This window comes from uncultured Aurantimicrobium sp. (genome assembly GCF_936931525.1).
Taxonomy (GTDB): domain Bacteria; phylum Actinomycetota; class Actinomycetes; order Actinomycetales; family Microbacteriaceae; genus Aurantimicrobium.
Map to the genome: position 1 here is coordinate 1 of NZ_CAKZII010000037.1, position 13,871 is coordinate 13,871.

At 56.8% G+C, this 13,871-nt stretch carries 16 protein-coding genes and 1 tRNA gene; 7 read left to right on the forward strand and 10 right to left on the reverse strand.

The genetic code is table 11. The features are described from left to right. Nucleotides 1-1,057 (reverse strand): DUF4011 domain-containing protein (locus Q0362_RS01740; protein ID WP_366099767.1); only part of this gene is annotated, 1,057 nt, incomplete at its 3' end. Nucleotides 1,058-1,127: 70 nt separating this feature from the next. After that, entirely contained in the window at nt 1,128-2,372 is a 1,245-nt protein-coding gene (rlmN, locus tag Q0362_RS01745; RefSeq protein ID WP_298119133.1) for a 23S rRNA (adenine(2503)-C(2))-methyltransferase RlmN, read from the reverse strand. 64 nt (nt 2,373-2,436) lie between these two features. On the opposite strand from rlmN, the gene Q0362_RS01750 reads away from it, so the two are divergent. Further along, a complete protein-coding gene (locus tag Q0362_RS01750; RefSeq protein WP_298119135.1) occupies nt 2,437-2,598 on the forward strand; it encodes a hypothetical protein in 162 nt (53 codons plus the stop codon). Nucleotides 2,599-2,642: 44 nt separating this feature from the next. On the opposite strand, the gene Q0362_RS01755 is transcribed toward Q0362_RS01750, so the two are convergent. The 6 genes from Q0362_RS01755 to Q0362_RS01780 all read right to left on the reverse strand — a co-directional run bounded on the left by Q0362_RS01755 (nt 2,643) and on the right by Q0362_RS01780 (nt 6,103). Then, entirely contained in the window at nt 2,643-2,978 is a 336-nt protein-coding gene (locus tag Q0362_RS01755) for a hypothetical protein (RefSeq protein ID WP_298119137.1), read from the reverse strand. Between the two features lie 3 nt (nt 2,979-2,981). Continuing rightward, a complete protein-coding gene (locus Q0362_RS01760) occupies nt 2,982-3,437 on the reverse strand; it encodes a prevent-host-death protein (protein ID WP_298119139.1) in 456 nt (151 codons plus the stop codon). Between the two features lie 93 nt (nt 3,438-3,530). Continuing rightward, nucleotides 3,531-3,605, reverse strand: a tRNA-Arg gene (locus tag Q0362_RS01765). Between the two features lie 28 nt (nt 3,606-3,633). Next, nucleotides 3,634-4,131 carry an HNH endonuclease gene (locus Q0362_RS01770; RefSeq protein WP_298119141.1) on the reverse strand — a complete coding sequence of 166 codons (498 nt, stop codon included), beginning with the start codon at nt 4,129-4,131 and terminating at the stop codon, nt 3,634-3,636. Between the two features lie 269 nt (nt 4,132-4,400). After that, nucleotides 4,401-5,189: a hypothetical protein gene (locus Q0362_RS01775; protein ID WP_298119143.1), complete on the reverse strand. Its 789-nt coding sequence runs from the start codon at nt 5,187-5,189 to the stop codon at nt 4,401-4,403. Between the two features lie 215 nt (nt 5,190-5,404). Continuing rightward, complete coding sequence (locus Q0362_RS01780; RefSeq protein ID WP_298119145.1) at nt 5,405-6,103, reverse strand: metal-dependent transcriptional regulator; 699 nt, start codon at nt 6,101-6,103, stop codon at nt 5,405-5,407. A gap of 66 nt (nt 6,104-6,169) precedes the next feature. Between Q0362_RS01780 and serC the strand changes: the two genes are divergently transcribed. After that, nucleotides 6,170-7,282, forward strand: coding sequence for a phosphoserine transaminase (serC, locus tag Q0362_RS01785; protein ID WP_298119148.1), 1,113 nt, complete (start codon nt 6,170-6,172; stop codon nt 7,280-7,282). A 3-nt stretch (nt 7,283-7,285) separates the two neighbouring features. Here the strand turns inward: serC and Q0362_RS01790 are convergent, their stop codons facing one another. Continuing rightward, on the reverse strand, nt 7,286-7,909 hold the full coding sequence (locus tag Q0362_RS01790) for a DUF3027 domain-containing protein (RefSeq protein ID WP_298119150.1): 624 nt from the start codon (nt 7,907-7,909) through the stop codon (nt 7,286-7,288). Continuing rightward, on the reverse strand, nt 7,902-8,282 hold the full coding sequence (locus tag Q0362_RS01795) for a cold-shock protein (protein ID WP_110234385.1): 381 nt from the start codon (nt 8,280-8,282) through the stop codon (nt 7,902-7,904). Before Q0362_RS01795 ends, Q0362_RS01790 begins: the two co-directional genes overlap by 8 nt. Nucleotides 8,283-8,352: 70 nt before the next feature. On the opposite strand from Q0362_RS01795, the gene Q0362_RS01800 reads away from it, so the two are divergent. The 5 genes from Q0362_RS01800 to Q0362_RS01820 form a co-directional block, all read left to right on the forward strand. Continuing rightward, nucleotides 8,353-8,616: a hypothetical protein gene (locus Q0362_RS01800; RefSeq protein WP_298119153.1), complete on the forward strand. Its 264-nt coding sequence runs from the start codon at nt 8,353-8,355 to the stop codon at nt 8,614-8,616. A 25-nt stretch (nt 8,617-8,641) separates the two neighbouring features. After that, nucleotides 8,642-10,381 (forward strand): helicase-associated domain-containing protein, encoded by a 1,740-nt coding sequence (locus Q0362_RS01805; protein ID WP_298119155.1) that lies wholly within the window; start codon nt 8,642-8,644, stop codon nt 10,379-10,381. Nucleotides 10,382-10,422: 41 nt separating this feature from the next. After that, nucleotides 10,423-12,057, forward strand: a complete 1,635-nt coding sequence (locus Q0362_RS01810; RefSeq protein ID WP_298119157.1) for a DNA repair helicase XPB — start codon at nt 10,423-10,425, stop codon at nt 12,055-12,057. Between the two features lie 120 nt (nt 12,058-12,177). Further along, nucleotides 12,178-12,870 carry a response regulator transcription factor gene (locus tag Q0362_RS01815; protein WP_280794015.1) on the forward strand — a complete coding sequence of 231 codons (693 nt, stop codon included), beginning with the start codon at nt 12,178-12,180 and terminating at the stop codon, nt 12,868-12,870. 90 nt (nt 12,871-12,960) lie between these two features. Then, nucleotides 12,961-13,871: histidine kinase dimerization/phospho-acceptor domain-containing protein (locus Q0362_RS01820; protein ID WP_298119161.1), on the forward strand; the 911-nt coding region annotated here is incomplete at its 3' end.

Sequence of the window (13,871 nt, forward strand, 5' to 3'; positions counted from 1 at the left end):
GCACACCAATCGCATTCACGATGGTCTGGGTTCCACCAGTACCGGGCAGGGTCTTCACAACAAGTGAATTACCGGCAGCGATCTCAGCCACAATGTTCTCTTGCTCGCCATCGGCGTCCAAGAGCAGAGTGTCTGTTGCCGGTGGACGCTCGTCCTGGCCCACCACGACAGCATCCTTGTGCTCGTTAGTCAGGCGAGTACGTGCGGTGACATTCCCGGCAAGCGCATCCAAGATGGGGTGTGCCAGATCCTGGACATCTGCCACCATCGCAGCGGAGAGGTCAGAGAAGCTAGATGCAACCAGGCGAGGTTCGACCTCGAAGTTGCTGAGATGTTGCGTCAAACCACGCAGACGCTCAATCACCGGGAGGGGGTTGAACATGCCATCGAGGTTGGCCAGTGCCACAAACGAGTCAGCATCAAGTGCAATCCCAAGCTGGCTTTCTAACGCACGAGCAAGCTGAGGGTTCAGGAAAGGCTGACCGCTGAGCTTGAGCTCAAAGTCTTTGCCATAGCGACGCAACGACATAGGGCGCAGTAGCACAGGGCCGCAGTACTCGCGGTCTTGGAAAGTCCACTTGGCAATGCCGAGCGCGAGGTAGACAGATTCGATGCTGCGCATCGAACGCATTTCGGTGCTCTTGGCGGTAATCGCTGCTGCTGCCAGTCGAGCATTGCGCAGGGCAAACTCTTCACGAATGAGGTTCGAGAGCAGAGTGGGCTTGCCCGAGATAAACGAGGGCAGACCACCGGGGTGGATCGACGTGAGTTCAATGCGGGTTCGAGGTGTATCCACGAACTGGATCAGGGGTGAGGTTCCACCAACAACGGCAAGTTCTTCTCGCCACTGGTTCCAGACGGGCTCCGCCACGTTGATGTTGGAGAGCGCTGAACTCAAGCTTCCGGCCGTGGGAGCGAGCAGGTCAATTGCTGGTTCTGACTCATCCGAGAGCTCAGGGAAGGGGTCGTCATCGAGAGAGATCTGCTCGCCGATGTTCGACGGAGTCTCTTCGGGTTCTAACGAGTCGTCGTCAGACTTTCGATTACGGGGCCACACATGAAAAACACTATGTCTCTGGCAGGGATAAACCCCGTAGTGACACCTATTTTGAAGGGTTTAGTAGCTGTTAGTCAGCTGCAGCGAGCTGGCCACACGCACCATCAATTTCCTTGCCGCGGGTATCGCGCAAGGTGGTGGGAATACCGCGCTCTTCGAGGCGGCGAACGAATTCACGCATGATCTCTGGGTCTGAGGAAGTCCAGATTGATCCGGGGGTCGGGTTCAGCGGAATGGGGTTCACGTGAACCCAGCCGCGGCCGCGCTCATTGAGCTTGTCTGCGAGCAGATCAGCCCGCCAGGCGTGGTCGTTCATGTTCTTGATCAGGGCGTATTCGATCGAGACGCGGCGACCAGTCTTTTCGTAGTAGTTATAGGCCGCATCCAGGGCCTCATCGACCTTCCAGCGTGAGTTCACGGGGATGAGTTCATCGCGGAGTTCGTCATCTGGAGCGTGAAGCGACAGCGCAAAAGTGAGCTGAAGACCTTCATCTGCGAGCTTGTGAATAGCAGGAGCCAAGCCGACCGAAGAGACAGTGATGTGGCGGGCAGACATACCCAGCCCTTCGGGCTGCGGTGCCAGCATGGTGCGCACGGCCGTCATGAGGCGGTTGTAGTTGGCCAGAGGTTCACCCATGCCCATAAAGACAATGTTGTTCACGCGTTCGGGCTGGCCTTCAGCATCCTGATTGCCTGCATTGCGACGCTTGCCACCGAGTTCACCGGCAGCAATGACGGCATTGGCGCGGACAACCTGGTCCACGATCTCAGCCGCAGACATGTTGCGTGTAAGCCCAGCCTGACCTGTTGCGCAGAACGGACAGTTCATTCCGCAACCAGCTTGGGAGGAAACACAGAGAGTAATGCGACCGGGGTAACGCATGAGGACAGACTCAACGAGAGCACCGTCAAACAAGCGCCACAAGAACTTGATGGTGTCGCCATTGTCTGTACTCAGGCGCTTGACCTCAGTCATGAGCGGCGGCAGCAAAGACTCAACCAGCTCAGCACGACCTGCCGCAGGCAGGTCGGTCATCTTCTCGGGATCACTTGTGTAGTGGGAGAAGTAGTGCGTGCTGATCTGCTTGGCACGGAATGCAGGCAGACCAAGTTCAGTTACCTTGGCCTTGCGTTCCTCTGGAGTGAGATCGGCCAAGTGCACTGGAGGCTTTGCTCCGCGCTTGGGCTGTTCAAACTGGAGCGTGGGACGACCGTCAGCATCGACGTTCTGCGTCCAGCCTTCAGCGGTGGGGCGAACCTGGGGTCGCTCCCCAGAGCGGTCAGTCAGGTTTCTGGCGCCACGCTTTTCGGTCATGTAACAAGTGTGGCATGAGCTATACCCCCCGGGGTATAGTAGATACAGACGTAAGGAGTCACCAATGTGTAGAGAAGTCACCTGCCGCAAGTGCGGTAAATCCACCTGGGCCGGCTGCGGTCAGCACGTTGACCAGGTCATGCGCGGTATCCCCAAGAACCAGCGTTGCCAGGGTCACGAAGCAGAGCCCGGATTCTTCGCCAAGCTCTTTGGCGGCAAGAAGTAACTCATCACCAGTTGTAATAACAAAAGCCCCTCACGGGGCTTTTGTTATTTTGTCTGATTGGGGTGTCTTGTGTGTACCTTGACGATAACCACAGTCATGTCGTCTACGTAGAACCAGATACGCGCACCCTGAGCAAGCTCTATCTGCCGCTGGACATGATCAACACCGTTACGTGTGACAGTTCCCAACCCACCTTTGAGCGGATGCATGCGTGAAGTAAGGGCCAGAGGGTCCGTCGTGAGCAGCGTCCAGGCGTCCACGAGTTGTGTTCTCTGAGTGGCAAGCAAATCTTGCCACCCCTTCTGCGAATCTACAGAACCGAACACAATCTTGTATTCAGATTTCTTGAGTGGCCTGGCGACCATCTCACCTTTCGCCACGATTTATGGCTTCTGAACTGGCTCGAAATCTTCGAGCCAGTCAATGGGTTTGTTCTTCAAGCCGTCAGCCATCGCTGCAGCAGTTGCCTGCCACGAGGCAAGCTCAGCCATGGCGAGATAAGCCTTCTTCGTAGCGAAAGAAGCTCTAGAGGCGCGTATGAGGTCAATTGCACATTGTTCGCGATCAACAGCATCGAGAGCCCACATCCAGTTGAAGACATCCGCAAATCTCTCCCCTAAGGGGCGAGGATCTTCGTCCACAGTGATGGCAATAATTTGAGCTGCAAGTTCAAGGAGGCGATCACGTGCATCGTTCTCACTCACAGACATCAGGACTAGAGGAACATCATCCCTGCGCGTGATCTCAACAGGTGCTTCTGTAGCAGCCTCAAAAACGGGGAGGGGCTGGCGTGAAAGCTCGGAGGATTGAAATACCTTGCGGTCAAGAATGATGGACATGTGTCCATGATACTTCAGAACATATTCTGAATTCAATCTTGTTCACAAGCTCAGTGGATAAATAACAAAAGCCCCTCACGGGGCTTTTGTTAGTGGTGCCCCTGAAGAGACTCGAACTCCCAACCAACTCCTTAGGACGGAGGTGCTCTTCCATTGAGCTACAGAGGCGTTACTCCAGTCTAAACGCTGGAGAAATTTAGGCTGCTGGTGCGAGGTAGTCATCCCAGGCAGTGTCACGGTGATCAAGCCCCATGGCAAACCAGCTAGGTCCAGCAGGCATGCGTGGTGTAATCCTGAGGCGCCATCCCATCTCTTGGGGCGTGCGATCTGACTTGATGTTGTTGCACTTGAAGCAGCAGGCAACGAGGTTCTCCCAGGACTCTGCTCCCCCGCGGGACTTAGGAATCACGTGGTCGATGGTGTTGGCACTCTTGCCACAGTAGGCACAGTGGTGGCTGTCTCGGCGAAGTACTCCTCGACGCGTCAGGGGCACTCTTCGTGAATACGGGACGCGCACATAGCGCGAGAGCACGATGACGGAGGGGCGATCGAATTTGGCTGTAATGGCCTCGACCGGGTGGTCGGCATCTGCTTTGAGCACCGTGGCTTTCTGGCTCATCACCAGCATCAACGCTCGTCTGAATGAGACGATCGCGAGCGGTTCATATCCTGCGTTGAGTACCAAGGTGCGCACGGTGGGGCCTTTCGAGTTGGGGCCTGCATGGCGTGCAGGCTGCTTGCCGAATGGTCACATTGAGTAGGGGGATAGAAACACACAAGGGCACCGTCGTTACCGACAATGCCCTAGCGAAGACGTGCGCGTAGACGCTCACCTATTCGTTCGTGAAGTTTCATGAACCCTCCGCACTTAATGCTTGAGTTCAGAGTATTCAGCGCACACCGAATACCGCTATGCGGCACGCCGAATCGTTATCGGGTGTTAACCCGCGAGTAACGGGGGTGTTAGCCGACGCGAACGAAGAGTGCGTAGCTGTGTGGATCACCCGAGATGGAGGTGAGAACAGAGGTTCCACCAATTCCACCCTGAGCAGCAAGACCATTACCTGCATAGATAGCGACGTGGTTACCGCGCATCATGATGTCACCAGGCTGAACCTGGTCAGGGTCACTGAAGACGGTGCCATAGCCACCGAACTGCATGGGCCCCAAGTCAGGAACCGAGTAGCCGAGGTTACGCAGGGACTGCTCAACGAATGCAGTGCAGTCGCCGGGCATGCCGATCAAGTTCAGTGCAGAGTTCAAAAGTGCAGAGTTCGATGCGATGCCAGAAACATCAACAGAGACTCGAGCAGAAGATGAAGCGCGAGCTGCGGTTGCCACTGTCACTGCTGCTGCAGTGGAGTAGCCATCACGGCTAGCTGAAGCGTTGCTGTCGCCAGAAACCTGAAGAAGCTGAGCCTCAGCTGCAAGCTGTGCCTTGAACGCTTCAACGTCAACGTGGTCACTCGAGTCGATTGCATAGGCAGGAATCGAGAAGGTAGCCATCAGGCCCAGTGCCACTGCCATCACACCGGCACGAGCCCAGTTGCGACCGTTGTTTTCAGAACGAGCAGGGCGCGCTGCACGAAGTGCAGGCTTTGCGGTTGCTACCTCTTGGGCAGCAGAAACTAATGCAGTACCGCGCTCACGTGCAGAGGTTGCGAAAGAGCGAGCGGACTTGCTGAGTGATTTCTTCTCCGCGAGCTTGCGCTCACGGCGTGACGAGAATTCGTCGTTACCTAATTCGGCCAAGGAAAAACCTCCGGCGCCCCAACAAGCTAGGTTGCTTACCCCGTCACGATGCGAAACTCGCGTCGTTTCACATATCGAGAGACGGGGGTTGGGACGTCTCGCTATGTGGCTTTGCAACCGTTTGGTGGTTGTAAAGCTTCACCAGACTACGCGAAGAGAGGTCAAAAGTCACATCAGCGACACGACAAAATCACAAAAAGGTAACGGGCGATTTACTACAAGCTGTGTTCCACGAAGATGTGAACCGCAACATCTAGTGGTAAATCGAGTGAACCTGTGAATCCTGTGGCAGAGACGCGGACGCGGTCACCATCTCGCTTGAAGGAAATCGTGGAGCCTGGAATCAGCCCTGCTTCAGCGAATTCTTGAAGGGTCTCGGGGTTGATCTGTGCCGGCTCACCTAGACGTCGAACAACTCCTGTGCTCTCCTCGCCAGAAGCCTGTAACAGGTCAAGCAGGTTGGCCACACCATCCATGAAACCTTCTGCGGGCTCCATACCGAGTTCTTCCAAACCAGGAATGGGGTTGCCATAGGGAGACTCGGTGGGGTTACCCAGCATCTCCATGATGCGGCGCTCTACCTTGTCGCTCATCACATGTTCCCAGCGGCAGGCTTCGTCGTGGACGAACTCCCACTCGAGACCAATGATGTCGCTGAGCAAACGTTCGGCTAGGCGGTGCTTGCGCATGACGTGCACAGCCTTCGAGCGACCCTCTGGAGTGAGCTCTAAGTGCCGGTCATCCGAAACCAAGACAAGTCCGTCGCGCTCCATGCGGGCAACGGTCTGAGACACGGTGGGTCCGGAATGGCCCACACGTTCGGAGATACGCGCACGCAAAGGAACAATGTTTTCCTCCTCGAGTTCGAGGATGGTGCGCAGATACATCTCGGTGGTGTCGATCAGATCTGTCATGAGTTCTACTTTACTCGCGCAGGAAAGGGGAAATTCTGGGTACTGGCCAAACCCTAGAATTGAGTCATGGCTGAGATCACCATCCCCCGCGAACTTCTTCCCGTTGACGGCCGTTTCGGCTGCGGACCTTCTAAGGTTCGCCCCGAGCAGGTTGCTGCTCTCGCAGGGATTGGTGCACAACTGCTGGGCACCAGCCACCGTCAGGCACCTATCAAGAACATGGTCGGTCGCGTGCGCTCAGGCCTCTCTGAACTATTCAACCTGCCTGATGGCTACGAGGTTCTTCTGGGCAACGGTGGCTCCACCGCATTCTGGGATGCCGCAGCCTTCTCTCTGATTGAGAAGCAGAGCCAGAACATGGTCTGTGGTGAATTCGGTGGCAAGTTTGCCGCCGCAGCCAAGACCCCGTGGCTCACCGCCCCTGATGTCATCAACGCACCAGCCGGTTCTCGAGCTGATGCTGTAGCCAAGGCAGGTATCGACACCTACGCCTGGGCACACAACGAAACTTCTACCGGTGTGATGTCTCCCGTGAAGCGCGTTCACGGTGACGCCGGCGCACTCACTGTCGTCGATGCCACCAGCGCCGCCGGCGGTATCAAGATCGATGCAGCTGAGACGGACGTCTACTACTTCGCTCCTCAGAAGAACTTTGCTTCCGATGGTGGCCTGTGGTTCGCACTGTTCTCTCCTGCCGCAATTGAACGCGTCGAGCGCATTGCTGCCTCCGACCGTTACATCCCTGAGTTCTTGAGCTTGAAGAACGCCATCGACAACTCTCGTCTCGAGCAGACCCTCAACACTCCTGCCGTGGCAACACTGGTCATGCTCGAAGAGCAGATCAATTGGATGAACGCCTCTGGTGGTCTCGACTGGGCAGATGCGCGCACCAAGGAATCGTCCAACTTGCTTTACAGCTGGGCAGACCGTGTGGACTTCGCCACCCCGTTTGTCACCAACCCAGAGCACCGCTCACAGGTTGTTGTCACCATCGACTTCAACGACGACATCGACGCTGCGGCGATTGCCAAGGTGCTTCGTGCGAACGGCATCGTGGACACCGAGCCCTACCGCAAGCTCGGACGTAACCAGCTGCGCGTGGCAACGTTCACCGCGATTGAGCCCAGCGATGTTGCAGCGCTGATTGCCTCAATCGAGTACGTACTCGAGCGACTCTAAGGATTAGTCCTCGTCGTCAGCGTCAGCGCTGTCGTCGAGGTCATCGATATCGACTCCGTCGATATCTCCGCTGTGAGTAGGCGCTGACACGAGATCTTCCTCGTCGTCATCATCATCGTCATCATCATCGTCGTCCTCGTCATCGTCGAGGTCTTCGTCATCTTCATCATCCTCGTCGCTGTCGTCAGCGTCGGAGTCATTGAGATCTTCGAGTTCGTCATCGAGGATGGTGCCATCAAGAGCACCTTCTGCGAGGTCGAGCAGGCCTTCAGGAAGTTCTTCATCGAGGACGATGCCAGCGGCAGCTGCTTGCTTCTGAGCTTCCAAGAACTCAGCAAGACGAACAGACCAGGGCACCCACTCAGGAGCAACGAGAGCGCCTTCAACAGGAAGCAGTTCTGCTTCCATCACGGTGGGCTCTTCGCCTTCGAGGGTGGCAAGTGACACATTCCAGACCCAGTTGGGGTAGCCATCGAGCTTGCACTCGTAGTGCAAGGTGGCAACACCATCGTGATCAATGGTTTCTTCGATCAGTTCACCGATGCTTTCAGCAGTGGTGATTTCCTGCAGCGCAGCGAGCGCAAGACTCTGGTGGGCGGCAGTGAGAACGGGGAATGGCCTAGACATCAAAGTCGTCTGCTACGCGACGAAGCAAAGCTGCAATCTTGCTGCTGTGTGCCTTGTCGGGGTAGTTGCCGCGCTTGAGGTTGTTACCAATACCGTCAAGGAGCTTGACGAGGTCTTCCACAATGATGGACATGTCGTCAGCTGGCTTGCGGTCAAGCTTCTCGCGACCAGCAGGGGTCTCGAGCACGCGAACAGAGAGTGCCTGTGCTCCACGCTTACCTTCGGCAACACCAAACTCGAGGCGTGAGCCAGGGCGAACCTTGGCACCTTCGGGCAGGGCGGAAACGTGCAGGAAGACTTCCTGGCCGTCGTCGGTAGAAATAAAGCCGAAGCCCTTTTCCTCGTCGTAAAACTTCACTTTGCCGGTTGGCATTTTTTCCTCCTGCGGTTGGTGCAACCCCCAGTTTACTCAGAGGTAACAGATGGCACCTATCCTTAGAGGTATGGCAACAAACGATACATACGAAGCAACACGTCTCGAGCGCATCCTGGGAACGATGGTTGTGGCCATTGTGGGAGTCTCGATTCTCGCGTTTCTGGCCATCGTGACTGCGGGAATTACGCAGTTAGATTTGACCAGCCCCTTCGGTCAATTTGTATTGGTTCTGCCTGGTGTTGGTCTGCCCATCGGCTTCATCCTGATGATCTCTTTGCTCATCATCAATATGGTTCGTCGCCGCCGCGACGCATCTGCGGGTTCTCGTTAACTCGCCTACGGGCAAGTAGGAGCCTGTGTCTTCCTCGTTAGAACTTTCTAAGCGCCTGCGCGCGCTGACCGATGAGCAGCTCTCTGAGCTTGCCTCAACCCGCCTCACTAACAGCACGTCCATCAAGGACTACTTCGATTTAGCAGACGCACTGCTGACTGAGGATTCCATCCTCAGTGCTGTGCGCCGCCTGCCACTGGAACAGTTGCTTCAGCTGCGTGAACTTGCCAGCACAGGCAAGACCACTGCTGGCGCTCAATTGACATCGGCTCTCGAGCACTCGTTGCTTGGACCCGAGGCTCAGCTTGCCCTCTACCCAGAAGTCAGTGCTGTCCTGCTCAGTGCAACCGAGAAGCTTTCTCCTGCCAAAGCTGACAAGCCCAGCAAGGTAGTAAAGGGATCGGAGCTGCGTGATGCTGCAGCTCTCGAGACCGCGCTTTCTGCGATTACCTCTCTAGATGAACTCGCTCGCTCGATCGAATCTCACCACGTCAAGGAACTAGCTCGTGGTGGTCTTAGTGCTCAGGACTCACAGCGTCTCGCTCCCCTGATGCCCAGTGCCGAGATCACTCCAACAGCACTTCTGGCTTTGGGAAAGCTCTCGGGCATTCTGGCCAAGAACAGTGGCTGGTGGATGGCCACCGAGAAGCTCGACGACTGGCTTCACTTGCCTCTAGCTGAGCGCTGGCTTGCGGTGACCACAGCGTGGTCGGCAAGCCTGGGCACTGATCTTCATGCCATCCTCAGCACCGAATCCAACTGGGGTCCTGAACTTCACGCCTGGCTAGAGGTTCACTATCCCCTGGGTCACGACTGGCTCGATGCGGATCTGAGAGACCGTCTCAGCGATGCAGAGCTCTTAGGTTTATCTTCTGCAGGAAGTGTGACAGCTGTGGGGCGCTCGGTGCTTGCAGGTGATTGGAAGGCCGTGAATGCAGCAATTGCCGCTGTTGTGCCACCCTTCGCTGAACACGTCTTTGTGCAACACGACTTCACTGTTGTTGCCCCGGGACCACTGACCCCCACTGACGATGTCTTCATGCGTCAACTGTGTGTGGTGGAGTCCAGAGGATTAGCCACCACCTTCCGCATCACTGCGCAAGGCACCAACCACCTCTTGGCTCAGGGCACAAGTGCTGCTCAGATCCTGGAGCACCTCACCTCACTGGCTGCCACAGATATTCCTCAGGCCGTGAGTTACTTCATCACCGACTTGGGTGAGCGCTTTGGCACCATTCGTGTGCGCGAGGTTTCTGGTCACACCGTGGTCAAGGCCAGCGATCTGTTGGTGCTGCGCACCATCAATGCTGACCATGCCCTGAACTCTCTCGGTTTGCGCCCTGTCTCGGAAGATTCACTCCAGACCGCAATTTCTGCCGGGATTGTTCTGAACGCGTTGTTGGATGCGAAGTATCCAGCCCAGCTCGAAGACGCCAATGGCACCATCATTGCGGCACCGGTTCACCGTCGCAGCATTGAGTTGCAGCCAGAGCCGGTCAGTCCTCACGTTGCTCTGGTTCAACGACTGCGTGGCAGTCGTGAAGCGGCAACGACCGATGATGCCACCTGGATTGCGCGTCAGCTGGATGTTGCCGTGCGCGAGAAGAGCATTCTCATCGTGACCGTGTCTATGCCTGATGGTGAGCGCGAGTTCACCATTGAACCCAAGGGCTTCTCTAACGGTCGCTTGCGCTGCCTGGATCGCACCACTGAAGTGGAGCGCACTCTGCCTGCGTCCCACATCACTGCCGTTCGCCCTGGGTAGCGCTGTCCTGGGCACCCTCTCAACCGGAGTAACGTAGAGAGATGCCCGATGGACCGTTGATCGTTCAAAGCGATCGCTCAGTACTGCTCGAGGTGGCGCACCCACAAGCCGCGGATGCTCGTCACGACCTCGCTGTCTTTGCCGAACTCGAACGCGCTCCCGAGCACATTCACACCTATCGCATTACCCGTTTGGGACTGTGGAACGCACGTGCAGCTGGCCACACCGCGGAAGAGATTCTGGGCACGCTCGAGAAGTATTCGAAGTATGCGGTTCCTGCGAGTGTGACGATTGATATCGCGGAGACAGTCAACCGCTATGGCCGCCTGACAATCGAGCGCGATGCCGAGGGCACCCTCATTCTCAAGGGCACCGATGCTGCGGTTCTCTCAGAAGTTTCCCGCTCCAAGAAGGTCACCACCTTGCTCGAAGGCAAGCGTGAAGACGGCAGCTACGAGGTAGCTGCCTGGGCTCGCGGTCAGCTCAAGCAAGAGCTGCTCAAGCTCGGCTGGCCTGCCGAAGACAACGCTGGATACAAGCCCGGTGCTCACCACGACATTGATCTGGCCACTGACGGCTGGGCTCTGCGTCACTACCAAGAGAAGGCCGTCTCGAACTTCCTGGAGGGTGGCTCGGGTGTGGTTGTTCTGCCCTGTGGTGCAGGAAAGACTCTTGTCGGCGCGGGTGCCATGGCAGCGACTAAGACCGACACCTTGATCTTGGTCACCAACACTGTCTCAGCACGCCAGTGGCGAGATGAGCTCCTCAAGCGCACGTCCCTCACCGCAGATGAAATCGGTGAGTACTCCGGTGCCACCAAAGAGATCAAGCCGGTCACCATTGCGACCTATCAAATCTTGACCGCTAAGCGAGGTGGTGAGTTCGCTCACTTGGCTCTCTTGGATGCCCTCGACTGGGGTCTGGTCATCTATGACGAAGTCCACCTCCTGCCAGCACCGGTATTCAAGCTGACGGCGGAGCTGCAAGCTCGTCGCCGTCTGGGCTTGACCGCCACGCTTGTACGCGAGGATGGCCGTGAGTCTGACGTGTTCAGCCTGATTGGCCCGAAGCGCTTTGATGCACCCTGGAAAGAGATTGAGCAAGAAGGCTTCATCTCTCCTGCCGAGTGCAAAGAGATTCGCATTGACCTCGACCCTGAAGAGCGTTTGATCTATGCCGCCGCCAGTGACGGCGAGCGTTACCGCCTCGCTGCAACCTCTCCGGTGAAGATCGCCATTGCGAAGAAACTCATTGCTGCCCACCCAGGTGAGCGCGTGCTGGTCATCGGTCAATACCTTGACCAACTCGCAGAACTGGGTGACGCTCTCGGAGTTCCCGAGATCACGGGAGCTACTCCCGTGGATGAGCGTGAGCGTTTGTTCAACGCGTTCCGCGACGGCAGCGAACCTGTGCTCGTGGTGAGCAAGGTGGCAAACTTCTCGGTTGACCTCCCTGAAGCCAGTGTGGCTATCCAGGTCTCTGGTGCATTTGGTTCACGCCAAGAAGAAGCCCAGCGTCTGGGGCGTTTGCTCCGCCCCAAGAAGAGCGGCTTCACGGCGACCTTCTACACGCTCGTGGCTCGCGACACCGTGGATCAGGACTTTGCCCTGAACCGTCAGCGCTTCCTTGCCGAGCAGGGATACTCCTACGAAATCGTTGACGGTCACACCGTCTAACTTTTCTTTTCTGCCAATTTCCCGCCTAAGTACTGGGAATACGCCTGTGTTCAGCGTGCGCACAGTCCGCTGTCTAAAAACTCTCAGGTTACATTCAGGAAACAGTCAGATACTAGAGACATGGAAAACCCACGAATCCTCATAGTTGATGACGAACCCAACATTAGAGACCTCCTGACCACAAGTCTTCGGTTCTCCGGGTTCAACGTTCAGGCTGTTGGCAATGGCGCAGCCGCAATCTCGGCAGTACTTGCAGAAGAGCCCGACCTGATCGTGCTCGACGTGATGCTTCCAGACATGAACGGCTTCTCCGTGACCAAGCGTCTGCGCTCGGCCGGATACACCGCCCCCATTCTCTTCCTCACCGCGAAGGATGACACCCAGGACAAGATCATGGGTCTCACCGTCGGCGGCGATGACTACGTGACCAAGCCCTTTAGCCTCGATGAAATCGTGGCTCGCATCAAGGCCATTCTCCGCCGCACCATGCAGGCAGATGAAGAAGCCCTCATTCGTGCCGGTGAGATTTCGATGGACCAGGACACTCACGAGGTTGTTGTCAACGACGCAGTCGTTGAGCTCAGCCCCACCGAGTTCAAGCTGCTGCGTTACCTCATGCTCAACCCCAACCGCGTGCTGAGCAAGGCGCAGATTCTTGACCACGTCTGGGAATACGACTTCAACGGTGACGCTGGAATCGTGGAGTCGTATGTCTCCTACCTCCGTCGCAAGCTCGACGCCGTCTCCACCGAACCACTGATCACCACCAAGCGTGGCTTCGGTTACATGCTCAAGGTTGCCAAGGCTTCCTAAGCACACACACCTCCAATGTCGAAAGGGCGGGACCACTAGGTCTCGCCCTTTCAGCATTTCCCCACCTAGAACCTGCTTAGATTGCTACTGATGCGATTCAATTTCAACGACCGATGGAACGCCATCTCCTTGAGAACCAAGGTGACGGGCGTCACTGTGTTGTTGCTGACGATTGGATTGCTGGTTTCCGGTATTGGAACCATGGCCATGCTCAAGCCAGCCCTGATTGGTCAGCTTGATACTCAGCTGCAATCGGTTCAGCAGGATCTCTCCAGTGTGTTGAGCCTGAGCAAGACGGGCACACCCAGCCAATCCGCTCCCACGGATTACTACTACGCGGTTTATAGCGCGAGCGGTGTTCTGCTGGAACAGAACTGGACAGACAAAGCCGAGGCTATCCGCCCCCAGCTGGCAAGCGGCATCACTGTCGCACAAGCCACCACTTTGGACGGGGCAATCTTCCCCATCAAGTCCACTAATGGCCGAACCCTGTTCCACGCCATTGCGGTGCCGGTGACTTTCGATGACGCCACCGGAACTCTCGGCACCGTTGTTGTTGCTCTCTCCACCGCGGGCGTGGACAAGCTGATGACCACCTACCTCAGCATCTTCTTAGGCCTGGGCATCGCGATCGTGATCGTGGGTGCGTTGCTCACACGATTCCTGGTCACCACCACCTTCGCGCCTTTGCGCGAAGTGGAAGACACCGCGGTGGCCATCGCAGATGGCGACCTCAGCCTCCGCCTTCCTTCGACGTCTCCCACCAACACAGAAGTGGGCCGCCTGAATCGCTCACTCAACATCATGTTGGGCCGGATCGACCGCGCCTTTGCTGACCGTGCTCGCACGATTGATCAGATGCAACGCTTCGTCGGTGACGCCAGCCATGAGCTGCGCACTCCCCTGGTTTCCGTCCGCGGCTACGCCGAGCTTTATCGCATGGGTGCTCTCCAGACTCCTGAAGAAATTGGACAGGCCATGGAGCGCATCGAGAAGGAAGC

Coding starts and splice junctions, on each gene's coding strand:
- Q0362_RS01790 (WP_298119150.1), bottom strand. CDS start 7,909: ATGTCTAGGCCATTCCCCGTTCTCACTGCCGCCCACCAGAGTCTTGCG.
- Q0362_RS01760 (WP_298119139.1), bottom strand. CDS start 3,437: ATGTCCATCATTCTTGACCGCAAGGTATTTCAATCCTCCGAGCTTTCA.
- Q0362_RS01810 (WP_298119157.1), top strand. CDS start 10,423: ATGCCCGATGGACCGTTGATCGTTCAAAGCGATCGCTCAGTACTGCTC.
- Q0362_RS01780 (WP_298119145.1), bottom strand. CDS start 6,103: ATGACAGATCTGATCGACACCACCGAGATGTATCTGCGCACCATCCTC.
- serC (WP_298119148.1), top strand. CDS start 6,170: ATGGCTGAGATCACCATCCCCCGCGAACTTCTTCCCGTTGACGGCCGT.
- Q0362_RS01815 (WP_280794015.1), top strand. CDS start 12,178: ATGGAAAACCCACGAATCCTCATAGTTGATGACGAACCCAACATTAGA.
- Q0362_RS01795 (WP_110234385.1), bottom strand. CDS start 8,282: ATGCCAACCGGCAAAGTGAAGTTTTACGACGAGGAAAAGGGCTTCGGC.
- Q0362_RS01800 (WP_298119153.1), top strand. CDS start 8,353: ATGGCAACAAACGATACATACGAAGCAACACGTCTCGAGCGCATCCTG.
- Q0362_RS01750 (WP_298119135.1), top strand. CDS start 2,437: ATGTGTAGAGAAGTCACCTGCCGCAAGTGCGGTAAATCCACCTGGGCC.
- rlmN (WP_298119133.1), bottom strand. CDS start 2,372: ATGACCGAAAAGCGTGGCGCCAGAAACCTGACTGACCGCTCTGGGGAG.